This is a genomic window from Flavobacterium algoris (assembly GCF_048158525.1).
GTDB lineage: Bacteria > Bacteroidota > Bacteroidia > Flavobacteriales > Flavobacteriaceae > Flavobacterium > Flavobacterium algoris.
This window is the reverse complement of record NZ_JBLNKT010000020.1, coordinates 37,357-62,880: the sequence shown is the minus strand read 5'-3', so window position 1 is coordinate 62,880 and position 25,524 is coordinate 37,357. Positions and strand designations below refer to the sequence as shown.

Annotated in this window: 21 protein-coding genes and 1 pseudogene; 4 read left to right on the top strand and 18 right to left on the bottom strand. The window is 31.7% G+C overall.

What is annotated here, in order from left to right:
* Window positions 1-11 precede the first annotated feature (11 nt).
* Both ACM55I_RS11270 and aroC read right to left on the bottom strand, forming a co-directional pair.
* Window positions 12-1,292, bottom strand: a complete 1,281-nt coding sequence (locus ACM55I_RS11270) for a dicarboxylate/amino acid:cation symporter (protein WP_416846897.1) — start codon at window positions 1,290-1,292, stop codon at window positions 12-14.
* A gap of 68 nt (window positions 1,293-1,360) precedes the next feature.
* Window positions 1,361-2,425 (bottom strand): chorismate synthase, encoded by a 1,065-nt coding sequence (gene aroC / locus ACM55I_RS11265; RefSeq protein ID WP_416846896.1) that lies wholly within the window; start codon window positions 2,423-2,425, stop codon window positions 1,361-1,363.
* A 194-nt stretch (window positions 2,426-2,619) separates the two neighbouring features.
* On the opposite strand from aroC, the pseudogene ACM55I_RS11260 reads away from it, so the two are divergent.
* Window positions 2,620-3,458: pseudogene (locus tag ACM55I_RS11260) on the top strand (UDP-2,3-diacylglucosamine diphosphatase).
* Window positions 3,459-3,575: 117 nt separating this feature from the next.
* Entirely contained in the window at window positions 3,576-4,082 is a 507-nt protein-coding gene (locus ACM55I_RS11255) for a hypothetical protein (RefSeq protein ID WP_416837561.1), read from the top strand.
* 51 nt (window positions 4,083-4,133) lie between these two features.
* Here ACM55I_RS11255 and ACM55I_RS11250 read toward each other — a convergent pair whose 3' ends face one another.
* The 12 genes from ACM55I_RS11250 to ACM55I_RS11195 form a co-directional block, all read right to left on the bottom strand.
* Window positions 4,134-4,562, bottom strand: coding sequence for a protease complex subunit PrcB family protein (locus ACM55I_RS11250; protein ID WP_416846895.1), 429 nt, complete (start codon window positions 4,560-4,562; stop codon window positions 4,134-4,136).
* Between the two features lie 46 nt (window positions 4,563-4,608).
* The gene (bshA, locus tag ACM55I_RS11245) at window positions 4,609-5,742 is read right to left on the bottom strand and encodes an N-acetyl-alpha-D-glucosaminyl L-malate synthase BshA (protein ID WP_416846894.1); all 1,134 of its coding nucleotides are present in this window, start codon (window positions 5,740-5,742) and stop codon (window positions 4,609-4,611) included.
* Window positions 5,743-5,818: 76 nt separating this feature from the next.
* Window positions 5,819-7,831 (bottom strand): heavy metal translocating P-type ATPase, encoded by a 2,013-nt coding sequence (locus tag ACM55I_RS11240; RefSeq protein ID WP_416846892.1) that lies wholly within the window; start codon window positions 7,829-7,831, stop codon window positions 5,819-5,821.
* Complete coding sequence (locus ACM55I_RS11235; RefSeq protein WP_416846891.1) at window positions 7,815-9,014, bottom strand: MFS transporter; 1,200 nt, start codon at window positions 9,012-9,014, stop codon at window positions 7,815-7,817. The genes ACM55I_RS11240 and ACM55I_RS11235 overlap by 17 nt, the downstream gene beginning before the upstream one ends.
* Before the next feature lie 47 nt (window positions 9,015-9,061).
* Window positions 9,062-9,682, bottom strand: a complete 621-nt coding sequence (locus tag ACM55I_RS11230; protein ID WP_416846890.1) for a phosphatase PAP2 family protein — start codon at window positions 9,680-9,682, stop codon at window positions 9,062-9,064.
* A 127-nt stretch (window positions 9,683-9,809) separates the two neighbouring features.
* Window positions 9,810-12,806 carry a glycoside hydrolase family 3 N-terminal domain-containing protein gene (locus ACM55I_RS11225; protein ID WP_416846889.1) on the bottom strand — a complete coding sequence of 999 codons (2,997 nt, stop codon included), beginning with the start codon at window positions 12,804-12,806 and terminating at the stop codon, window positions 9,810-9,812.
* A 14-nt stretch (window positions 12,807-12,820) separates the two neighbouring features.
* The gene (locus tag ACM55I_RS11220) at window positions 12,821-13,303 is read right to left on the bottom strand and encodes a hypothetical protein (protein ID WP_035672808.1); all 483 of its coding nucleotides are present in this window, start codon (window positions 13,301-13,303) and stop codon (window positions 12,821-12,823) included.
* Window positions 13,304-13,339: 36 nt separating this feature from the next.
* Entirely contained in the window at window positions 13,340-14,080 is a 741-nt protein-coding gene (locus ACM55I_RS11215; RefSeq protein ID WP_416846888.1) for a phosphatase PAP2 family protein, read from the bottom strand.
* 66 nt (window positions 14,081-14,146) lie between these two features.
* Window positions 14,147-14,938 (bottom strand): (Fe-S)-binding protein, encoded by a 792-nt coding sequence (locus ACM55I_RS11210; RefSeq protein WP_039109865.1) that lies wholly within the window; start codon window positions 14,936-14,938, stop codon window positions 14,147-14,149.
* Window positions 14,939-15,028: 90 nt separating this feature from the next.
* Window positions 15,029-16,360 carry a 4Fe-4S dicluster domain-containing protein gene (locus tag ACM55I_RS11205; protein WP_416846886.1) on the bottom strand — a complete coding sequence of 444 codons (1,332 nt, stop codon included), beginning with the start codon at window positions 16,358-16,360 and terminating at the stop codon, window positions 15,029-15,031.
* A 4-nt stretch (window positions 16,361-16,364) separates the two neighbouring features.
* Window positions 16,365-17,330, bottom strand: a complete 966-nt coding sequence (locus ACM55I_RS11200; protein ID WP_416846885.1) for an MlaD family protein — start codon at window positions 17,328-17,330, stop codon at window positions 16,365-16,367.
* 48 nt (window positions 17,331-17,378) lie between these two features.
* Entirely contained in the window at window positions 17,379-18,545 is a 1,167-nt protein-coding gene (locus ACM55I_RS11195; protein ID WP_416846884.1) for an N-acetylmuramoyl-L-alanine amidase family protein, read from the bottom strand.
* Window positions 18,546-18,628: 83 nt separating this feature from the next.
* Here ACM55I_RS11195 and ACM55I_RS11190 point away from each other — a divergent pair, with 83 nt between their 5' ends.
* Both ACM55I_RS11190 and ACM55I_RS11185 read left to right on the top strand, forming a co-directional pair.
* Window positions 18,629-21,373 (top strand): putative LPS assembly protein LptD, encoded by a 2,745-nt coding sequence (locus tag ACM55I_RS11190; RefSeq protein WP_416846883.1) that lies wholly within the window; start codon window positions 18,629-18,631, stop codon window positions 21,371-21,373.
* 134 nt (window positions 21,374-21,507) lie between these two features.
* Window positions 21,508-21,888 (top strand): RidA family protein, encoded by a 381-nt coding sequence (locus ACM55I_RS11185; RefSeq protein ID WP_416846882.1) that lies wholly within the window; start codon window positions 21,508-21,510, stop codon window positions 21,886-21,888.
* Here ACM55I_RS11185 and ACM55I_RS11180 read toward each other — a convergent pair.
* The 4 genes from ACM55I_RS11180 to pfkA form a co-directional block, all read right to left on the bottom strand.
* A complete protein-coding gene (locus ACM55I_RS11180) occupies window positions 21,869-22,243 on the bottom strand; it encodes a methylglyoxal synthase (protein ID WP_416846881.1) in 375 nt (124 codons plus the stop codon). The genes ACM55I_RS11185 and ACM55I_RS11180 overlap by 20 nt on opposite strands.
* Window positions 22,244-22,248: 5 nt before the next feature.
* On the bottom strand, window positions 22,249-23,100 hold the full coding sequence (locus tag ACM55I_RS11175; protein ID WP_039109859.1) for an N-acetylglucosamine kinase: 852 nt from the start codon (window positions 23,098-23,100) through the stop codon (window positions 22,249-22,251).
* Window positions 23,101-23,242: 142 nt separating this feature from the next.
* Window positions 23,243-24,247: a type I glyceraldehyde-3-phosphate dehydrogenase gene (gene gap, locus ACM55I_RS11170; RefSeq protein WP_035672828.1), complete on the bottom strand. Its 1,005-nt coding sequence runs from the start codon at window positions 24,245-24,247 to the stop codon at window positions 23,243-23,245.
* Between the two features lie 74 nt (window positions 24,248-24,321).
* Window positions 24,322-25,308, bottom strand: coding sequence for a 6-phosphofructokinase (pfkA, locus tag ACM55I_RS11165; protein WP_035672830.1), 987 nt, complete (start codon window positions 25,306-25,308; stop codon window positions 24,322-24,324).
* Between the last annotated feature and the right edge of the window lie 216 nt (window positions 25,309-25,524).

The window sequence follows — 25,524 nt, the reverse complement described above, 5'->3', positions numbered from 1 at the left end:
AAAAAAAATAATTATTCTACTGGTACAGTCTCATTTTCGTTCTCAGCTTCCCATTGACCAACAACTGATGTAGCTAATGCATTTCCTAAAACATTTGTTGCACTACGAAACATATCACAAAAATGATCAATCGGTAAAATTAAAGCAATTCCTTCAATAGGAATTTTAAACATTCCACAAGTTGCCGCAACAACTACTAAACTAGCTCTTGGCACTCCTGCAATTCCTTTGCTGGTAAGCATCAATACCAAAAGCATTGTCATTTGTGTGCCTAAATCTAAATGAACTCCATAAGCTTGTGCTATAAATATACTGGCAAATGTCATGTACATCATACTTCCATCCAAATTAAAGGAATAGCCTAATGGCAACATGAAAGACACAATTTTATCTTTGACACCAAAACGTTCTAATTCTTCGGTAAGTTTAGGAAAAACTGCTTCGCTACTTGTTGTTCCAAAAGCAATAATTAAAGGTCCTACAATTCTTTTAAGCAAAACAGTCATTCTACTTTTAAGGAAAATATACCCTACAAGTATTAATACAACCCAAAGCGATGAAATTCCAATTAGGAAAGAACCAAAGAATTTGAAATACGTGATTGCTAATTCCTGAAAATCTCTCACTGCAAATACGCCTGCAATGGCACCAAAAACGCCTATTGGAGCAAACTTCATTACGTAATTTACCATTTTCAAAACAATATGAGATGTTTTATCTAAAGCGTTTATAACTGGTTTTACGTGGCTTCCCAATGATGCTGCCGCTAAACCAAAGAAAATAGAAAAAATAACAATTTGTAAAATCTCATTAGTTGCCATCGCTTCAAAAATACTTTTAGGAACAATATGCTCTATAAAATTTTCAAAGGATAAACTCTGTGTTTTTGCTGCTACTTCTGAGGCTGAAGCCAAATCAACATTTGATAAATTAAGCCCAACTCCAGGTTTAAGAATATTTACAAAAAACATTCCTAACAATAAAGACATGAATGAGGCCGTAAAAAACCAACCTAAAGCTTTACCTCCAATTCTCCCTACCGCTTTTATATCTCCTAATTTAGCAATCCCCACGACAAGTGTAGTAAACACTAATGGAGAAATTATCATTTGAACCAATCGAATAAAAACTGTTGCCAGCATTTTTATTTTACTACTAAAGGATTGTGCAGCTTCTGCTGAAATTGAATTATGAATAATAATTCCTAAAACAGCACCTAAAAACATTGCTATTAAAATTTGGCCGGTTAAGCCTGAAAAAAATGATGGTTTCTTGGTTGTAGTTGTGTTCATTAAATTAACAAATTGATTTCAAAGTTATGGCTCAGGATTTAGCTCGTCAAAATACTGAGTATGCAATTCTATTTTAAATAGGTTTTATTAATCAAATAAAAATCAGCTAGAACTATAGCGGCCATAGCTTCTACAATAGGAACTGCACGGGGAACAACACAAGGATCATGACGTCCTTTTCCTGTCATTTCAGTAATATTTCCTTGATTATCCAGTGATTCTTGTTTTTGCATAATGGTTGCCACAGGTTTGAAAGCCACACGGAAATAAATATCCATTCCGTTACTTATTCCACCTTGAATTCCACCTGAAAGATTAGTTTTAGTTGTTCCATCAGGATTGTATAAATCATTGTGTTGGCTTCCTTTCATTTTAACACCTTCAAAACCGCTTCCAAATTCAAATCCTTTTACGGCATTTATAGAAAGCATAGCTTTACCAAGTTCAGCATGGAGTTTGTCAAAAACAGGCTCTCCTAAACCAATAGGCACATTTTGAATCACACAACTTACAGTTCCACCTACGGTATCTCCTTCTTTACGAATTTCACGAATGTACTCTTCCATTGTAACTGCCATTTCTTCGTCTGGACAGCGTACTGGGTTATTTTCGATTTTTGAAAAATCTAATTCTTGGTATGGTTTTTCTAAAAAAATAGGACCTACAGAAGAAACGTAAGCATTAATTTTTATTTCGGGTAACATTTGTTTTGCAACTGCTCCTGCTACTACTCTACTGGCAGTTTCACGAGCAGAACTACGTCCACCACCGCGATAATCACGTACTCCGTATTTTTTTTCATATACATAATCAGCATGACTAGGTCTGTAATTATCCTTTATATGCGAGTAATCGTCTGATTTTTGATTGGTATTGGGAATGATGAAACCAATTGGAGTTCCTGTAGTTTTTCCTTCAAAAATTCCAGAAAGAAATTGTACATCATCCGGTTCTTTTCTTTGGGTAACAATAGCCGATTGACCTGGTTTTCTTCTTGACATTTCAAATTGAATTGCTTCTAGATCTATTGCCATTCCAGATGGACAACCATCGATTATTCCGCCTAAAGCTTCTCCGTGTGATTCTCCAAAAGTTGTTATTCTAAATAGTGTTCCGTAGCTATTTCCTGCCATTATATTAAGTTTTGAACAAAAGTACTATTTTAGTTTAAAGTTTAAAAGCTTATACGGAAATTTCAGGATAAACTTTAAAAAAACAAGGCCTATTTATTGACTTTAAATTCATATTAAAAACTATTTCTTAACCTTAAGTTGTATTTCACTTAATAGTAATTACATTAATTTGTTAAACTTCAAATTATAATAAATTGAAAAAAAGAAAAGTCGAATTAGTTGTTATATCAGATGTACATCTAGGAACTTATGGAAGTCATGCTAAGGAACTTTACAATTATCTATCGGCTATTAAGCCCAAAACATTAGTCTTAAATGGCGACATTATTGACATTTGGCAATTTAGAAAATCTTACTTCCCAAAAACACATTTAAAAGTAATACAAAAAATTATAAGTTTTGCTTCCAAAGGGACTAAGGTCTATTACATCACAGGAAATCATGATGAAATGCTCCGAAAATTCAGCGACATGAACATGGGTAATTTTGCTTTGGTTGACAAACTAGTACTAGACCTAGATGATAAAAAAGCTTGGATATTTCATGGTGATGTTTTTGATGCTTCGGTACAACATTCAAAATGGATTGCAAAACTGGGCGGTCTGGGTTATGATTATTTAATCCTTTTGAATCGTTTTGTAAATTGGTGCTTATTACGATTACGAAAAGAACCGTACTCCTTTTCTAAAAAAATAAAGGCAAGTGTAAAAAAGCAGTGAAACACATTTCGGATTTCGAAGAAACAGCAACCGAATTGGCTATCGAAAAAAAATATGATTTTGTTATTTGTGGTCATATCCATGAACCAAAAATGGTTTTGAAAGAAAATAAAAATGGGGCTACTATGTATTTGAATTCAGGAGATTGGGTCGAAAATTTAACAGCATTAGAATACAATAAAAAACGATGGAAGTTATTTAGGTACTCAGAAGCAAATTATAATGAAGAAGAAAATCTTTTCGAAATGGAGGATATTATTAGTAATCAACTTGTTGCTTCTATATTATTTTCCAAACAAAATATTTTACTTTAATTTTTGTTATTAAAATCCTAAATAATCTAAAAGTGGGAATTATATAACATTTCATGAAAATTTTATAAGTCCATTAATAAACTTTAACAATATCTTTGTAAGAACAAAAATTTACTTATGAAAAAAATTATTTTATCGGCTATCATGTTAATGGGATTAACATTTGCAGCACAAGCACAAGATATTTCAAAAAATGCTTTAGGTTTACGTTTAGGAGGTAATAATGGTTTTGGTGGAGAGATTTCTTACCAAAGAAAATTAGCTACTGATAATCGTTTGGAATTAGACTTAGGTTGGAGAAACAGAAGTAATTATAATAATAATGGTTATGATGATAGAGCAATAAAATTAACGGGGTTATACCAATGGGTATGGAACATTGATGGTGGTTTCAACTGGTATGCTGGTGTAGGTGGTGGTGTAGGAAGCTACAGTTATGATGATAATAATAACAATTCATACAATGATACCTTTGCATTTGCAGCTGGAGACATTGGTCTTGAATATAACTTTGATTTTCCTTTGTTAATTTCTTTGGATTTCAGACCTGAATTTGGTGGAAATGGGTATTACAAAAACAATTATGGTTCTGATGTGGCTTTAGGTCTTAGATACCAATTCTAATATTTAGCAAATAAATATATTTAAAATGCCACTAGAAATAGTGGCATTTTTTTATTTAATAATGATTTCTTTTTTAGAATTTATTCTGACTACACAAAAGGGATTTGTTATTGCTTGAGTTGTCATTTCATTAGGTCCGGGAATAATTTCTTTTATTGTGACGATTATATTTTTATCTGTTTCAACAGCATTTTCAACACCAATCTTATATCCTCCGGAGTTTTTATTACCCATATTCAAAATTATAAAGTTTGAAGTTTGAATATCATTTGAGCTAATTTTATTTTTTAGATTCTCATCATTTTGCAACATTTTAATTTCATTAGGCTCCGAAAGAATCTCAAAAAAACGAATACTTGCTCCTCCATCATTTTGTTGGGTCAAAACTTCAAATAATGGTCTTTTAGCTGAACTTTTAGTAGACGAAGCTCCACATGAAACTAATAGTAAAACCAAAAACAAGAAAGGTAATTTTTTCATTTTTTATGGATTTTTTAAGTATTAAATTAATCTGAAAAAGTGATCCTTATAGGTATTTATTTATTGCCTTTTGGTATAAATTCTCATATAAAGGTAAGATGTTTTTAATATCAAATTTTTTAGCGATTGAAAGGGCATTTTCTTTAAATTTATTCAGAGTTGCATCGTCTTTCAATATTTTTAAGGCATTTACTGCCATTTCATCAGTATTACCTACATCGCTCAAATAACCAGAAATGTCATCAAAATTAACTTCTGACAATCCTCCTGAATTACTGGAAATTACAGGAACTCCCCAAGCCATAGCTTCAAGAGCAGCAAGACCAAAACTTTCGGTTTCAGATGGAAGCAAGAATAAATCTGTATAACTTAATATTTTATCGATTTCATTGCTATTCCCAAAAAAGATCACTTTGTCTATAATTCCTAATTCCTGACATAAATATTCCGCTTTTTCTTTTTCTGGACCATCACCCACCATCATCAATTTAGCAGGAATTTCTTTTTGAATATTATAGAATATTTTAATCACATCCGGAATTCGTTTTACTTTTCTGAAATTACTGATATGGGTTATTATGCGCTCATTCTCTTTTGCCATTACAGAACGATGACACGGAATGCTGGGATCGTTTACATTTTTATCCAATTCGATAAAGTTCGGAATAACTTCAATTTCATTTTTTATATTAAATAATTTAAGAGTATCATCTTTCAAACTTTGGGAAACCGAAGTAACAAAATCAGATTTATTGATACTGAAGGTTACCGCAGGTTTATAAAAGGGATGATTTCCAACTAAAGTAATATCAGTTCCGTGAAGCGTAGTTACCATTGGAATATTAATTCCTTCATCTTTTAGCATTTGTTTGGCCATATAACCTGCATAAGCATGAGGAATAGCATAATGCACATGAAGTAATTCAATTTTATAAAGCTTCACCATATCAACCAATTTGCTCGACAAAGCCAATTCATAAGGCTGATAATGAAACAATGGATATTCAGGAACATTAACTTCATGGTAATGTACATTTGGATTTAAAAGCGCCAAACGTACTGGCTGACTGTAGGTTATAAAATGTATTTCGTGACCACGTCTTGCCAATTCAAGGCCTAATTCTGTAGCGACTACACCGCTTCCTCCAAAGGTAGGATAACAAACTATTGCAATTTTCATGTATGTATTTTAATGAAACGAAATTAATAAAAATAGGAATGGGTTTTATGGAAATTTAAGTTAAATACTATCAAACTTAAAATTTCATTCGTTGAATTCTTACAGCATTTAAAATAGCCAATAATGCTACACCAACATCTGCAAAAACTGCTTCCCACATTGTGGCTATACCGCCAGCTCCCATAACAAGAACTATAAATTTAACTGTGAATGCCAAACCAATATTTTGCCAAACGATTTGTTTTGTTTTTTTTCCAATATTGATTGCTGTAAAAATTTTAGTGGGTTGGTCGTTTTGAATTACTACATCTGCAGTTTCAATAGTAGCATCACTTCCTAAACCACCCATTGCAATTCCCACATCGGCCAAAGCAATAACTGGAGCATCATTGACTCCATCACCAACAAATATTATTTTTAAATGCTGCGCTTTTAGTTCTGAAACTTTTTGAACTTTATTCTCTGGTAATAAATCTCCAAAAGCCTGATCAATATTTAACTCTTTGGCGACAAGCGAAACTATTGCTTGATTATCCCCTGAAAGCATAATCGTTTTTACATTTGATTTCTGTAAGCTCTGAATTGTTTCTTTTGCATCTTCTTTGATTTCATCAGCAATAAGAAAATAGCCAGCATATTTTTGATTGATGGCTACAACAATAATTGTAAATGGAATCGCATCAATTTCAATATCATAACTGATGTCAAATTTTTTCATCAATTTAGCACTTCCCACTAAAATTTCTTTTCCATCAACGAGTCCTTTTATTCCATGACCTGCAATTTCATGCGCTTCAGTGACAGTTGTATCTTTCACAATATCCTTAGCATATTCAATTATAGCTGAACCAACAGGATGTGTTGATTTAGTTTCAATTGCTGCAGTATATTTTACTAAATCAATTTCTGAAATTCCAACGGCCACTACTTTTTGAACTTTAAAAACACCTTTAGTTAATGTTCCTGTTTTATCCATAACCACAACTTGAATCGTTGCCAAAATATCAAGAAACGTAGACCCTTTAATTAAAATTCCATTTTTACTTGCTGCGCCAATTCCTCCAAAATAACCCAATGGAATCGAGATTACTAATGCACAAGGACATGAAATTACCAAGAAAATTAATGCTCTGTACAACCAATCTTTAAAAACATAATCCGCTACAAACAGTATCGGTAGTAAACAAATCGCAATTGCCAGATAAACAACTATTGGCGTATAAATTTTGGCAAATTTTCTAATAAATAATTCAGTTGGTGCTTTTTTAGCTGAAGCTTCCTGAACCATTTCAAGAATCCTGGATAATTTGCTATCGTTGAAAGCTGTGGTAACTTCAACTTGTACAACAGCATTAAGATTAATCATTCCTGCGAGAACAGCTTCTCCTTTTGATTTTGTATCTGGTTTGCTTTCCCCTGTCAATGCAGCAGTGTTGAAAGTAGCATGTTCTGAAAGTAGTTTCCCATCCAAAGCCAATTTTTCTCCTTGTTTTAATTGAATGATTTCTCCAATAGTTATATCCGAAGCTTTTTTAGAAACAGTCTCAAATCCTTCAATAACGTTTGCTGTATCCGGTCTTTGGTCCAATAACGATTTAATATTAGATTTAGCTCTTTTTACTGCTAACATTTGGAATAACTCCCCGATTGAATAAAACAACATCACGGCAACACCTTCAGCATATTGACCAATTCCAAAAGCACCAAGTGTAGCAATACACATTAGAAAAAATTCAGAAAAAACTGCGCCTTTGCAAATACTTTCAAAAGCTTCTTTCAATACAGGCCATCCCACAGGGATATAGGCTATACAAAACCATATAATTCTAACCCAGCCTACAAACCAGGATTGAGGGAAAAAATTATCAAATGAAATAGCTATTAACAATAATACTAAACTTAGTATTGAAGGCAAAAACATTTTAAAAACACTATCACTTCCATTCGAATGATTATGATCGTGATCATCGTCATGAGAATGATTTTCTGAATCATCATGAGAACAACATCCAGAATCATGGGTTTTTTTTTTAACTGTTTTTTTTTCTAAAGCACAACAAGATTCGTTGTCGTTATGTTTGTGTGTCATTTTTAATAATTTTATCCTTAATAAAAAAAGAGAAATAAATAATAACTAAAATTGTCATTATTCCTGTAATCATAAATGTTGTATTGGCTCCAAATTGATACCAAATTATTCCTGCCAGAGAACTAGCAATTAAAGCACATATACTTTGAAATCCCGAATAGGTTCCTATTGCTGTAGCTGTATCTTTTTTATCGGAAATATTGCTAATCCAAGCTTTTGATATTCCTTCGGTAGCGGCTGCATAAACGCCATAAATAAAAAATAGAAGCGCAATCGTGCAACTATTTTTGCTGAAAGCCATCCCAAAATAGACAATTGCAAATAAGGAAATTCCAAATAGGAACATTTTCTTTAAACCTATTTTATCAGCTAAAATCCCTATTGGAAATGAGCAAAGAGCATAAACCAAATTATAAAAAATATAAATTCCAATTACATTAGTATCATTAAGACCTGCTTGCTTCGCTTTTAATAATAGAAAAATATCAGAGCTATTAAATAATGCAAATGCCAATAATCCAATTACCACTTTCCGATATTGTGCCGGACTTGTTTTCCAATAGTTTAGAAAAGAGAAAAAGGGTGTCGGCTTTTTTTTAGCTAAATGTTTTTGAGTTTTGTCTTTGAGCAAAAAAGAAGCAAATACAGCTAATAATCCCGGAATAAAAGCAATATAAAAAAGTGTTTTGTACTGTTGTGGGTAAAAATAAAGATAAATTAAAGCGATTACTGGTCCTAAAACTGCTCCTAAAGTATCCATTGACCTATGAAATCCAAAAATTTTTCCTTTAGTTTCAGGTGTTGCCTCGTCAGATAATATTGCATCTCTTGCTCCAGTACGAATTCCTTTTCCAAATCGATCAATCGATCGTGCAAAGAAAATCCACATTGGAAATATAAAAACTGCCATCATTGGTTTTGAAATAGCACTTAAAGTATATCCCAATCGAACAAAAGGAACTCGTTTGCCGGAATTATCGGATAATTTTCCGAAATATCCTTTACTTAATCCCGCTAACGCTTCGGCAAAACCCTCTAAAACACCAATTAATACAATTGAAAACCCAATTGATTTAAGATAGATAGGCATTATTGGGTAAAGCATCTCGCTTGCTGTGTCCGTAAATAAACTAATTAGGGATAAAACCCAGACTGTTTTTGAAATATAATTTAATATTTTCACCTTAAATTGTCTTCTTTTTTAAATAATCATTTCATAAATGCAAACAGCTATTTTTCCTTTTTAGATCGTTTTTTATTAATCCATTTATTAGCTTTATAGGTAAGATATGCAGAGCCACTACCTAAGATAGCACCAGCAAAAACATCCGAAGGATAATGAACTCCTAAATGCATACGTGAATACCCTACAGCACTCGCCCATACAAATGACGGCGCAATTACATACCATTTAGGATAAGCCATACTCAATGCTGTCGCTGTTGCAAAAGCTATAGATGTATGCCCCGAAGGAAATGAATAACCTCCTGCAGAAATAGCTTGATCGATATCTGCATACGTATCAAAAGGTCTATTTCTTTTTACAACTTGTTTTAATGCGGTTGTAACAAAAGCATTTACTAAGAATGTTTCACCAATAAAAATAGCCTGTTTTTTGATTGTACTATCTTTCTTTATCAAACCAACTGAATAGATAATAATAGGAGCCGCAATACTTATAGGAAGGGCACTTTTACTAACTAACTTAAAAGTGGGATCTAAATTCTTGTTTCTATTAACATTAATATCTCTTAAAATATTTATATCAATATTTTGAGCATTTACAATACTTACACAAAAAAGGAATATAGTTAAATAACTAGTTTTAAATACTTTAATTTTATTTTTCATAGTATTGGTTTACATATCAAATATACTATAATACAGCCTGTTATTTATACTGCAATTATAAAATAAAAAGCCAAAATAAAATCATTAAAATTTCATTTTGGCCTATAAATAAATTTACTTAAATATTTTATTTTATAATTGCATTATAAATTACTTCTTGAATATCCTCCCTAATATTTTCCTTTGATAATTTGTTTTCAGTAGCCAATGGAAAAGTTCTATTGGATAAAAATACATACACAATTTGTGTTTCAGGATCAGCCCAAGCCATAGTTCCCGTAAAACCAGTATGCCCAAAACTTGTCATTGAAGCACAACCGCATGTAGGTCCTTCTGCGCCTAATTGTGGTTTATCAAAACCAATACCTCGCCTATTCCCTGCTGCACAAAAATAGCAGGTATTGAAATCATTAAATGTTTTCTCTGAAAAATACTGGTGATTTCCATAATTTCCTTTTTGCAAATAGAGTTCCATCATTTTAGCTACATCCATTGCATTAGAAAAAATACCGGCATGACCTGAAACCCCGCCTTCTAAAGCTGCAGAAAGGTCATTTACATATCCTTGCAAAATTTGATGACGAAAATAAGTGTCTATTTCTGTTGGAGGAATTCTGTTTTTATCAAACTTTCGCAATGGATTAAAAGTTGAATTATTCATACCCAGTGAATGATAAAAATTCTCTTGAATCAAATCCTCCAGTTTTTTACCTGTTGTGTTTTCTAAATAATCTTTAAGAATCATGAAAGTCAAATCACTGTACTTATATTCTTTTTTTAATGATAATTTACTTTTAATTATCATCTTCATTATTGTATCATGAAAATCATTTCTTATAAAAAGACTATCCCCCAATTGTTTAGAAAACTGTTCTTCAGAAACTCTTCTGAAATATTTTTCAGAAGGAAATTTAGATTTGTCCATGGTAGCCTTATAAAAAGGAATCCCAGCAACAAGCCCGGCATAATGAGACAATAATTCTTTAAAATGAATATCTTGTTTATTCGTATTTTTAAAAATTGGAGACATCTCCCCTAATGTAGTTTCCAAATTAATTTTTTGTTGGTCGTACTGTAGCATAACATTAGGCAATGTGGCAAGAATTTTAGTCAATGAAGCCACATCATAAATATCCGAATCTTTAACTTTTAAAGTGGAATCATACGTATGATAACCAAATGATTTCTGATAAATTACTTTTCCATTTCTTGCAACAAGTACCTGAATACCTGGTGCCATTTTAGCACTGATAGCTTTTTTTGCAAGCGCATCAATTTGTGCTAAAATAGCAGAATTCATACCAACATTTTCCGGAGTTGTAAACCCCAATCGGTTTAATTTTTCGGTTGCTAAACCATCATTTACTTTGAAATTTGTATTTATGGATACAGGTAATTTTCCTTTGGCATCAATTGCCCCAAAAATTAATTCAGCTGAAACTATTTGTGCAATATCACTATTCTGATAAGAAACTACTAATCCTTCAATATCATCAAAATTTGTAATGGGTAATAATGAATACGGTTTAGCAAAAATATCCAGAATGACATTATTGTTTTTCGCTAAATAATTTATCTTAAATAATTCATCTGATTTTAAATCGCTATTTTTAAAAGCTACATCTGATTTGTGATATCCAATAATTACTGTTGTGAATGGTTTCAATTTCATTTGTAAACTATCCAGATTAGTATCTGAAATAACAGTTATATCGGCATATTTCTTTAAGGTTGAAACAAAAGAGTCATTAGTATCATCCCCTATTTTTACATAAGCAATTTTTTGACTTTCTAAATTTTTAATTGGTAAAACCAAAGCAGTATTTTTCAAAACAGTGATTGCATTTTCATACAATTCATAGTTTAGTGCTTCGTTTTCTGGAGAATTTAATTCGTTATATAAATTATTGGTTACAATAGGTTTAAAGGAATTCAAACCTGCTTTATATTTAAATTTCAATATTTTTTTAACCGAAAAAGCCAAACGTTCTTCTGTTATTAAATTAGTCGAATATGCCAGTTTAAATTTTTCAATTGCTAATGGTATATTTTCAGGAAATAACAAAACATCATTTCCAGCCATAAAAGCTTCAAAATTTATTTCGCTGGGCATATTAGAGTTACTTATGGCTTTCATATTTAAAGCATCAGTAAATATAAGTCCTTTGAAACCTAATTCTTTTTGGAGAATATTGGTTACCACATTATAAGAAATCGATGATGGAAAATTTGGTCTTGATTCTAAACTGGGCACATTTAAATGTCCCACCATTACAGAAGAAAGGCCTTCATGGAACATCTTTTTGTACGGATAAAACTCTACTTTCTCTAATCTTTCTTTCGAAAAATTTATTGTTGGCAATCCTTTATGAGAATCTGTTTCAGTATCGCCATGACCAGGAAAATGCTTTCCCGTAGAAAATACACCTTGGCTCTGAACACCTTTCATTAATGCGATAGCTCTTTCAGTAACCTTATATTTATCCTCTCCAAAAGAGCGAAAACCTATAATAGGATTTCTTGGATTAGTATTAATATCAAGAACTGGGGCAAAGTTAAATTGGATTCCTAATCGTTTGCTTTGTTCACCCATTTGAGCGCCCACTTTTTCTATCAATTTCATATCTTGGATAGCTCCAAGTGTCATATTCCAAGGATAACGGTATGTAGAATCGAGTCGCATGTTCAAACCCCACTCCGCGTCATTACCAATAAATAATGGGACTTTTGATTTCGATTGAAAACGGTTCGTGAGATTTGCTTGACGAACAGGTCCACCTTGAAAGAAAATCAATCCTCCAATTTTGTTTTCCTTAATCAATTTGTCAATTGCGTTGAAGTGTATGGTATCTTTATTAGAATAAGCGGCAACCATAAATAATTGCCCTAATCTTTCATCAAGATTCATTGCATTGTAAACGCTATCTACCCATTTGTTGCCTTGGGTAGATAATTCAAAAAGAGTCGGGACATTACTTGATTTTTCACTATCAAGATTCTCTATTTCAGACGGAATGTCAGTTAAAATTTTTTTTGGCTTATTAATTTTTGTTCCGACACAACTAGTGGCAACAAAGAAAAATAAGACATAAAAAAAAACAATTTTGATGTCTATTTTTTTCATTGAACTATTTTTATTTAAAAAAAGCGACTATGCCAGCTATCAATGGCTGGAACTTCCCAAGACTCATTATATTCTTCTATATTGTTAACCAAGTTATTGAAAACAATTGTATTTTCAGTAACGGCTTTATCTTTAACCATTTTCTTAAAATCAATTAAAGGCTTGTGGGCAATATGCTCGCCTAATTTAAAAGTCACATTCATTTTATCCAACAAATCAACATTATATTTTTGTTCTAAACTTTGGATAAATTCTACAGAGGAATCTATAGAGCAACCTGTTGCAGCTTGAACATCTTGATTTACTGCAATAATAATAAACCGATTGTATTTTAATTGGTAAGATGATTCTAAACTTGTACCATGTGCAGCCCAACTTTCAAGAAAAGATTGCAAAGCAGTTTCAATTTCAGAAAACTCTTCATCCGAAAATTTTCTGTTCGATTGATAAATCCATATCTTGGATTCTTCTGGTAAATTTTCAAATGGAATATACATACTATTTTTTTATAATTAATTCTACTATTCTTATGATTAAAAAACAGTTACAAGACCAAATCCTACTTGCTTTCCATCATAATAAGGTATAAATGTTGATTTTTTATTTGTGTTCTTTTTAGATGCTAATAATTTATTTATGGTAGGATACAACCAATAGCCTGCTTTTGCACTCAATATCCCAATTCCAGCTCCTGCAACTACATCAGTAAACCAATGACGATTATTATACATTCTAAATACACCCGTCCCCGTAGCAACAACATAGCCAGAAATTCCATACCAAATAGAAACATCCTTATATTCTTGATATAATAATTCTGCTCCCATAAAAGCTGTTGCAGTATGCCCTGAAGGGAAAGAATTTAAACTGGAACCATCAGGCCGTTCCACTTTAGTTATTTTTTTTAGACTATTCACAGTTAATCCCATAATTAAATAGGAAGTTGCAACAATAATAGTTTTATCTCGAATATTATTTTTTCCTTTAATTCCCAAAGCACCCAAAGCATATACTGAGGCAACGGGAACATATTGAGAAAAGTCATCAATTGAAAATTTTCTATCTATATTTTCTTTTACCTCTTCTCTAATTTCAAAATTAAATGCTTCTAATTGATCACTGCCAATTCCAATTATTCCATACCCAATTAAAGCCACAGGAATAATCAATTGTTTAGCCTTAAACTGTATTTGATAATTGTTTTTAACTTTTAAACTAGCTATCGAATCTGTTTTATCTATGGTTTGCGCCATTGAAACAAAACTCGTAACCATTATTATGAAAAATATAAAATTTTTGTAAATCATAATAAAATAGGTAAACGTTAAAAAAATATAACCCTACAAATCTTGTGCGTTTGCGATTAATTCCGCAATGTCCATCACTTTTACATCTGCCTCTCTTTCCTTATTTTTAATACCATCAGTCATCATAGTATTACAAAAAGGACAACCCGCAGCAATAATTTCTGGTTTTGTTTCTAATGCATCTTCCGTTCTCTCAACGTTGATTTCCTTATTACCAGGTTCAGCGTCTTTAAACATTTGCGCACCGCCAGCACCACAGCATAATCCGTTAGCTTTAGAACGTTTCATTTCTACTAATTCGGCATCTAATTTAAGGATTAGATCTCTTGGCGCTTCATATACATTATTCGCTCTTCCTAAATAGCATGGGTCATGAAAAGTAATTCTTTTCCCTTTGAATTGACCTCCTTCAATAGTTAATCTTCCATCATCTAAAAGCGATTTTAAAAACTCTGTGTGATGAACTACTTCATATTTCCCACCTAATTCAGGATACTCATTTTTTAAAGTATTAAAACAATGTGGACAAGCTGTAACAATTTTTTTAGCTTCATACGCATTGAGAACCTCAATATTCATCATAGCTTGCATTTGAAACAAAAATTCATTACCCGCCCTTTTAGCTGGATCTCCCGTACAACTTTCTTCTGTACCAAGAACTGCAAAAGACACATTGGAACGATTTAAAATTCGTACAAATGCCTTCGTTATTTTTTTTGCTCTATCGTCAAAACTTCCTGCACAACCTACCCAAAATAAAACTTCAGGTTGTTTTCCTTGAGCTAGCATTTCGGCCATGGTTGGTACTATTAAACTTTCTGACATAATATTTTGTTGATACGGTTATTCGTTGATTTGATTATTCGCGTAAGCGGTAATTTGTTAATTCGGTTTATCAGTTAAACAAATAAACGACTATTCATTTTTCCAATTCAAACGATCTTGCTGATTGTATTGCCATGGTGCTCCATTATTTTCTATATTGGTCATCATAGCATTTATTGGCATTGGTGCGGCACTTTGTTCCATTACTAAATAACGTCTCATATCCATAATAATAGATAAAGGACTTATACTTATTGGACATTCCTCAACACATGCATTACATGAAGTACATGCCCAAAGTTCTTCAGGTGTTATATAATCGTTTAATAATGATTTATTATCTGGAACGAAAACACCTTTATTAGCATCTATATTTCTTCCTACTTCTTCCAGTCTATCTCTTGTATCCATCATGATTTTTCGAGGAGACAATTTTTTTCCTGTAATATTGGCAGGACAAGCAGCCGTACAACGACCACATTCAGTACAAGTGTAAGCATTCAATAATTGTACCCAATTTAAATCCTGAACATCGCTTGCTCCAAACTTAGCTGGCACTTCACTTTCGTTAACCGGCGCTGCTGCAAATGGATCAGCATTAGGATCCATCATCATCTTCACTTCTTTGGTAACGGATTCTAAATTATCAAATTGACCTTGTGGATTTAAATTTGCAAAAAAGGTATTTGGAAATGCTAATATTATATGCAAATGTTTTGAAAAATAGAGATAGTTCATAAAAATCAAAATCCCGGTAATATGCAACCACCAAAATATTTCTGTAAGAAGCATAACCAACTCATTTGACATTCCATTAAACAATGGCTCAATAAATTGACTTACGGGGAATGAACCTGCTTTAATAAAATGAGAAAAACCTCCTGGTATATTTTGCAAATGCAAATCAGAAGCATTCATTAATAAAAACAATGTCATCAAAACAACTTCAAAATACAAAATATAATTGGCGTCTTTTTTAGGAGAACCATTCAAATCAGCACTTGAAAATCGTTTCAACTTAATTATGTTTCTTCTTATCCAAAAAGCAAAAACAGCAACTAAAACTAAAAGAGCCAAAACTTCAAATGAAGCAATCAATACATTATAAGCTGTTCCTAAAAAAGCAAAAATTCTATGAGTACCAAAAAGACCATCAATAATTATTTCCAATAACTCTATATTGATAATTATAAATCCTAGGTAAACGACAATATGAAGTGACCCTGCAACAGGTCTTTTCACCATTTTAGATTGTCCAAGAGCTATCATAGCCATATTTTTCCAACGCTGTTTAGCATTATCTTTACGGTATATTACTCCACCAAGGTTTATATTCCTAATGATTTTTTTTACATTGCTATAAAAACAACCAAAACCAATCCCTAATAATATGACAAATAATATATTGTCTAAATAGCTCATACTACTAGTTTTTTACTTTTATTAAAGTATCATTTTTTGGAGCAACATAAGGTTTGTTTTTCTTTCCAAACAAAGAAATATTAACATACCTAGTAGGAGAAAGTCTTACATCCTGAAGTAATAATTCTAATTCTTTTGTAGTTGCCTTAATGTTTTGGTAGAAGGCATCATCATTTAATAATTTACCCATAGAACCTTTTCCTGATTGTAAACCAGTCATAATAACATCAACTTTGGCTAGTGTTTTGTTCAAGTCTTTTACGGTTTTTCCAAGATCAGCTTTATTCAATGAATCCGATATTTTAGAAAAATCACCAGATATTTTATTGAAATTGGTCACTGCGCCTTTAATTTGAGCTTTATTATCATCCAATAAAGCATTAACACCTATGGTAGCTTTATGAAATTGCTCCATAGTTTTACTTAATTCAGCTAAACTAACCTTTAAATTTTCTTGCCCGTTTTTATCCAAAACATTATTAATTCCTGATATCAATTTATCAGTATTAGCCATGATCTTTTCAAATTTTTCCTGAAGTGGAGCTAATTGATTCCCTACTTTATCTGTAAGTCCTAATTTAGCTTCTCCCTGCAATTTCTGTCCATCAACGGCCAGAGTTTTATCATTATAATTCGGATAAATTGCAATTTGCTTTCCTCCAATGAATCCTGGCTCATATATAGAAGCAGTGCTGGATTTAGAAATAGGAAAATCCGTTTTCAATTGTAACTCAACCAATAATTTTCCTGTATTTTCATTTAATGCAATACTATTTACTTTTCCTATAATCAAACCGTTTAGAGTTACTGGCGCCGATGTGGCTAATCCTTCTACACTCTCATATTCTACATAAAATGTTTTGTAATTTGTAAAAAGGTCTCTTCCTTTTAAAAAACTATAGCCCCAAATGAATAATAAAATTGATGCAATGACTAATATGGCAGTTTTGATTTCTCTAGTTATTTTCAAAATATAATTTTTTTTCAAAATTAATATAAAATATTCAACTTGTTATTATTATTTAAGTGCTTCTTGAACACTAATTTTTTCTCCATTTTTAAAAGCTATTAAAAATGCAGAATCATATCCTTTATCTTTTGCTTCTTGCAATTGTTTTTTTGCCTCATCATAATCTGAAGTCTCTCCATACATATATTTATAAACTTTATTGTCATATGAAATAGATATATTTTTCAACCCTTTAAAATTTTTAGGGGCTAACTCCACTTTTTTTACACTGGCCGAAAGTTGTACCTTAAATAGAGGTTGAGAACTATCCGCACTTTTTATTGATTTTTTGAGTTCAGAAGAATTTAAAATTACTTTTGGTTTGACAGGAGATGAAGTGTCTTTTATTGGCTTGTCAAAAATTTTCTGTGACGGTTTTACATCAATAATTTCAGTTTCCCCATTCCCATAATAATCTCTTTTATAACTTACAATAGCCTCTGCTATAGCTTTAGCAATTTCATTTTGACCATCTTCTGAGTCTAAAAGGTTTCCTTCCGTAAAATTAGAAATAAAACCCATTTCAATTAGGACTCTGGGCATGTATGCTTTATGAAGAACCATATACGGGGCCTGCTTTACTCCTCCTCCCCTTATTTTTTTACCCAATAACTCAAATGCGTCTTCAACTTTACTTGCCAGTGAAATACTATTATCTAGGTATTCCTCTTGCATCAAAGTCATTCCTATCATTGTTTCAGGAGAATTAGGATCAAATCCCTCATATTTTTGTTTATAATCTTTTTCTAAGGTTATAACGGAGTTCTCTTTTTTAGCCGCTTCTAAGTTTGAAGCAACTTTTGTCATACCCATTACATAAGTTTCTGTCCCATATCCCTCAGTATTTCTATTTGCATTACAATGTATTGATACAAAAATATTAGCATCAGCCCTATTCGCAATATTGGCTCTTTCTACTAAGTCAATAAAAACATCCGTTTTTCGGGTATATATTACATCCATTTTAGGTATGGATTCTAAAATTTTTCCTACTTTTAGTACTACTGCAAGCGCAATATTTTTCTCTACATGTCCATTGTAAACTGCACCAAAATCATGAGCTCCATGCCCTGCGTCCAATGTTACTTTAAAAATATTTGATTGAGCATAAATACTAAATGAACCAACTGTAAAAAGAAGGGTAAATATTATTTTAATTTTATATGAAATATGCATAAATTTAAAAGTTAATTTTAATTAAAACACTAAGGTTATAAATTCTTTATTTGATTATTTTTGACAAAAAATAATATGTATGTTTGACATGTCAAAAAACAAGCCATAATTTTACAAAAATAGCATTTAAACCTTTGCATACAAACTTATTTAATATCGTTTTATTATCAATTTTCCTAACAATAGGAGCTGGTAAATTATATTCTCAAGATACAACAAAAAAAGCAACAGCTATAGCTACTAAAAAACAAACAGATAGCTCCAAAACCGTTGTTAATAATACTGGAAAATCGACTACAATTATAAAAAAGGAAACCGATTCAATAAAAAAAGACACTGTCAAATCCCAAAAAGCGTTTCTTGACGGTAAAGTAAAATACAAGGCTGAGAAATATGTAAAAATAGATCAAAAGAAAAAATTGATCACTTTATACGATAAAGCAGAGCTATATTATCAAGATGTTGAATTAAAATCTGGACTTATCGTCATGGATTATGAAAAGAACGAAGTTTATGCTGGCCGGATAAAGGATTCGACAGGAGCTTACAAACAATATCCAAACTTTAAGCAAGGTACTAATGTTGTCGAACCTGATTCAATTCGTTTTAATTTTAAAACAAAAAAAGCATTGATATGGAATTCCAGATCAGATCAAGGGGAATTTAAAATAAAAGCGGCTATTACTAAAAAAGAAAATGATTCTGTATATTTCTTAAAAGGCGCTCGCTTTACCACATCCAAAGATGTTGATAATCCAGAATATTATTTCCAAACGAACAAAGTAAAATTTATTCCAGGTAAAAAAGTGATCACTGGTTTGACCAATATGGTTATTGCCGATGTACCTACACCTATAGCTTTACCATTCGCATTTTTCCCAATGAGTAAAGAGACAAGCATTTCTGGATTGATTTTACCAAGTTATAATGATTCTAACACAAGAGGATTTTCTTTACAAAATGGAGGGTATTATTTTGCACTTAGCAATAATTATGATTTAACTGTTTTAGGAGATTATTATACCAATGGTAGTTATGGAATGCGTTTTGAGTCTAGTTATGCTGAACGATATAAATATCGAGGAAATTTAAATGTACGATTTGAAAATTTAATTACAAGCGAAAGAGGTTATCCTGATTATTTAAAACAGAAAATTTATAATATTCAATGGTCTCATTCTAAAGACTCTAAATCAAACCCTAACTCAAGTTTTTCTGCTTCCGTAAATCTTGGAAGTAGTAAATATTTTAGACAGTCCATAAATCAGGCAAACATTGGATCTAATCTTAATAATACATTAAGCTCTTCGATTTCTTACAGTAAAACCTTCAATTCAGTACCACAAGTCAGAATGTCATTGACAGCAACACATTCTCAAAACACACAAACGGAAGAAATCAATATGACTTTACCAACACTCCAAGTAAGTGTAGATCGTTTATATCCTTTTGTAGGTAAAGATGGCGTAAAAAAGGGTTTCTTTAAGAACATCAATCTACAATATAACTTAAGCGGTAAAAATAGCATTGTAACAACCGATTCTTTATTCTTTAAGCCTCAAATGTTTAGAAATGCAAAAACAGGTATTGAACATACTATTCCAATCAGTACCAATTTTAAATTATTCAAATATTTCAGCGCTTCTTCTTCTTTTAACTATAGAGAAGTTTGGTACACCAAGACAATTAATAGAAGTTATGATGACGAACAAAGCAAAGTAGTCGATAATATTGTAAATGGATTTGATGCCTATAGAACCTACTCTTTTTCATCAAGTTTAGGAACGACTATTTATGGGACATTTAATTTTGGAGCAGACAAAAAAATAAAATCCATTCGTCACGTCATGCGTCCTTCAGTTTCGTATGGTTATACCCCTAGTTTTGAAAAATATTACGATACGTATGCTTCAGATGCAACCGGGACTATGACAAAGCAATATTCTAGATTTGAAGCAGGAATTTTTGGAGCACCGGGTATTTCAAACTCTAATACGTTAGGATTTGACTTGAGTAATACTTTTGAAGCTAAAGTTACTGATAAGGATAGTACTAAATTGGAACCTAAAAAGGTAATGCTACTTAATAATTTAAATTTTTCAACCAGCTATAATCTTAATGCTGATGGTAAAACATCCCTAGCATGGGCACCAGTTAGAGTTAGTGGTGGAACACAACTTTTTGCCAACAAAATGAATGTTAATTTTGGAGCTACTTTAGATCCTTATGCCATTGACAATTCAGGCACTAGAATTAATGTCTATAATATTGACAATGGTGGAAGTTTATTTAGAATGACAAGTGCCAATATGACTTTGAACTATGCCATTTCAAGCAAAGAAAAAGATAAAATCAAGAAAGATAAAAACGTTCAAAGCGAAAGAAATGGAGGTCGGGAAGATGATTTATTTGGAACAAATACTGATTTAAACGACAGCAGAAAAAGTCAATTTAGCGAAAGTGAAAAAGAAGAAGATAAAATTTCTGAATTCTTCAATGCAAAACTACCATGGGACATGACTTTTGCTTACTCTTTGACTTACGGAAACAATAATAGAGAAAAGAAAATCATAGGGAATTCTATAATGATATCAGCCAATGCAGACATAAGTCCAAAATGGAAAGCTGGTGTATCAACAGGTTATGATTTTGTACAAAAAGGAGTTACTTTCACCCAATTACGTTTTGAAAGAGATTTATTAAGTTGGAGAATGGATTTTAACTGGACACCTTTTGGAACAAATGCTAATTGGGGCTTTTTTATTGGAATAAAATCTGGTGTATTGAGCGATATAAAATTCGATAAAAGAAGTAGAACAAACAGATAGTTTAGCTCAATATATCCATCCATTTTGAACTAATACTCAAGCCTAGATTCCTTAAGAAATAATTCTCCATACAAAATAAGCTATAATTCTAAATTATAGTTTTCGACTTAAATAATTAAACGCTACTACATATTATGAAACAGATAATCTTTACTAAAAATGCTCCTGCTCCTATTGGTCCATACAATCAAGCTGTTCTTAAGGGAAATACGCTTTATACTTCTGGCCAAATTGCAATAAACCCAACAACTGGAGAATTAATTACCGAAACAATTGAAGCCGAAACGGAACAAGTTATGCAAAACATGAAAGCAGTTTTAGAAGCTGCAGGAATGGCGTTTGAAAACGTAGTGAAAACTACAATTTTCATAATGGATATGAATGACTTTGGAAAAATAAATACTATTTATGGTTCTTATTTTAACGAAAAAACCGCTCCAGCTCGTGAAACGGTTCAAGTGGCTTGTTTGCCAAAAAATGTAAATGTAGAAATTTCTATGATTGCAATCCTATAGCATTTAATAGTAATTGTGCCGTTGCCTCATTTGTAGCCAATGGCACATTATGTACATCACAAACACGAATAAGCATATTAATATCAGCTTCGTGGGGATGACTGGATAATGGATCTTTAAAAAAGAAAACCATTTGAGTTTTACCCTCAGCAACTCTGGCAGCAATTTGGGCATCACCTCCTAAAGGACCTGAAAGCATTTTTGTTACTTTGAATCCTGAATTTTCGGCTTTGCCTCCTGTAGTCCCAGTTGCAATTAAATGTATTTTTTCTTCTTGTAAAATAGCTTTGTTTTTTTCTAAAAACTGAACTAAATCTGCTTTTTTACCATCATGTGCAATTATTGCAATCTCCATAAAAATTATTTATTAGCAATATGATACGCAATAAGTCCATCAATTGGTCTTCTTAGTACGTTACCTAATTTTAATTCATATTTATCAAAAGTCTCTTGAAGCTCCTCTTTTAAATAAAATGCTATAGAACCTACAAAATGTACAGGTACCTCTTTACAGTTATCATATTGTTTAATATAATTTTTCACAAAAGATTTCATTCCTTTGAAAATAATTTTTCTACAAAATTCAGTTTCTTTATGTTGAATTAAGAACTTGGCAAATGTTGCTAAATAAGCATTTGGATTTGGCTCTTTATATAATTTACTTTTAATAGCATCAGGATCTAAATCGTACTCTTTTTCAAATTCTACTGCCAATTCTTTCGGCATTTTATTGAAATAATACTTTCTGATTAATTCTTTTCCAAAAACATTACCACTACAATCATCCATAGCGATATAACCTAATGATTGTACTTTTTGATGTAATTCTTTACCATCAAAATAGCTACAGTTAGATCCGGTACCTAAAATACTAACAATAGCTTTTTCACCTTTAGGTGTTGTAGCATATACAGCAGCATAGGTATCCTCTTCAACAACTATAATTGCGTTTGGAAAATAGTTTTGAAAAATTTGTGAAAGTGCAACTTTCATTCTTTCTGTTCCACAACCTGCTCCGTAGAAGAACAAATGAGTCGCTTCCTTTTTATTTTGTAAAATATCAAAACGGTCATTTAAACGTTCCACTATTTCATCTCCCTCCAAAATTTCTGGATTTAATCCTAAAGTTTGCGTCGTAAACAATACTTTTCCATCATCATCTATCGCAATCCAATCAGCTTTGGTAGAACCACTATCAACTAATAATCTCATTTTTTTTTGGTTTTTTTGGTTTTTTGTATTTCGTTTTACTTATTTAAAATGCATGCAGTATAAAATTTGCATTTTAAAAAGTGCACAAAAAATAAAAAATCCCGTTAAATATAATATAACGGGACTTTGTAAATATAAAGAATTATTTTAAACCTGCAATATGTACAGATAAATCAATTAATTTGCTAGAATAACCATATTCATTATCATACCAAGAGATGATTTTGAAAAAAGTAGAGTTCAATCCAATTCCAGCATTAGCATCAATGATAGATGTTCTTGAATCAGAAACGAAATCTTGAGAAACAACTAAATCTTCAGTATATCCTAAGATACCTTTCATTGTAGTTTCAGAAGCATTTTTCAATACAGCCATAATTTCTTCGTAAGTAGTTTCTTTTTCAACTTTTACAGTTAAATCAACTACAGAAACATCAGTTGTAGGAACACGCATTGACATACCTGTTAATTTTCCGTTCAATGAAGGAATAACTTTTCCTACTGCTTTAGCAGCACCTGTAGAAGATGGGATGATGTTACATGAAGCAGCACGTCCACCTCTCCAGTCTTTTCTAGAAGGACCATCAGTAGTCATTTGAGTAGAAGTTGTTGCGTGAACTGTAGTCATTAAAGCTTCAACAATTCCAAAGTTATCATTGATAACTTTAGCTAATGGAGCTAAACAGTTAGTAGTACAAGATGCATTAGAAACAACCATATCAGTTGCTAAAGCTTCCTCATGGTTTACTCCCATTACAAACATTGGGGCATCTGCAGAAGGAGCAGAAATAATTACTTTTTTAGCACCACCTTTAATGTGCTCGTTTGCAGTTTCAATAGTAGTAAAGAAACCGGTACATTCAGCAACTACATCAACATCAACTTCATTCCATTTTAAATCTGCAGGATTTCTTTCAGCAGTAATACGAATGTTTTTTCCGTTTACAAAAAGTTTTCCGTCTATAACTTCAACAGTTCCATTGAAACGACCGTGAACTGAATCATATTTTAATAAGTAAGCTAAGTGATCTACATCTAATAAATCGTTGATAGCTACAACTTCTACATTATCTCTGTTGAAAGACTCTCTGAAAACAATTCTTCCTATTCTTCCAAAACCGTTTATTCCTAATTTTACTTTTGACATTTTACTTTAATTTTTGTTTGTATTTATTTAACTTATATAAAGTCTAATTTCCTCACAATAAACTTTAACCACTTCTATGTTGACATTATATCAGAAACTCTTAATAACTCTCTATCAATTTCTGTTTTACCTTTTATAGCTTGTTCTAATGGTGTTAGGGCAACTTTGTCGCTTTGTAAACCAACCATATAATTTGATTTGCCTTCCAATAATGATTCAACAGCTTTTACTCCTAATCTACTAGCTAAAACTCTATCGAAACATGATGGAGAACCACCACGTTGCATATGACCTAAAACAGAAACTCTCACATCATACTCCGGTAAATTAGCTTCAACGTAATCTTTTAATTCAAATACGTTTTTACCTATTTTATCCCCTTCAGCAATAACTACGATACTGGATGATTTTCCTGAAGCTTTACTTTTTTGTAATGATTCTAATAATCTTTCCAAGCCTAAATCTTCTTCCGGAATCAAAATTTCTTCAGCTCCTGCTCCAATACCAGCATTCAATGCGATATGACCTGCATCTCTTCCCATTACCTCTACAAAGAATAAACGGTTATGAGAACTAGCAGTATCCCTAATTTTATCGATTACATCTACTACTGTATTCAAGGCTGTATCATACCCTAAAGTATGGCTTGTTCCGAAAATATCATTATCGATAGTACCTGGAATTCCCATAACTGGGAAATTAAATTCGGTATTAAATATCAAACCTCCAGTAAAAGTACCATCACCACCTATTACAACTAAAGCATCAATTCCTGCTTTTAAAAGATGTTCATGGGCTTTTTTTCTTCCTTCTGGAGTCCTGAATTCTGTAGATCGAGCCGATTTTAAAATCGTTCCTCCTTTATTTACAATGTTGTTTACACTTCGAGGTCCCATTTCTTTGAAGTCTCCTTCAATCATTCCTTGGTATCCTCTGTATATTCCTATGCATTCTATATTATGATAAGCACATGTTCGAACAACTGACCGAATTGCTGCATTCATTCCTGGTGAATCTCCACCCGAGGTTAGAACACCAACCTTTTTTATTGTTTTTGGCATTATTTAAGTATTAAAGTGTAAAATTAGCAAACATTCAGCACTTTTAAAGCTGCATTTTTTATAAATTAGTAAACAGCTCTAAATTCAAACGTTTTCGTTAATAAGTTTTTAAAAAACCAAAATAAAACCCATTTTATTTAACAAAATTAAAAAAAATTCAATTATTATTTGATAATTAACAATTAATAGGATTTTTATCGTTGAAATTTAGAAAAA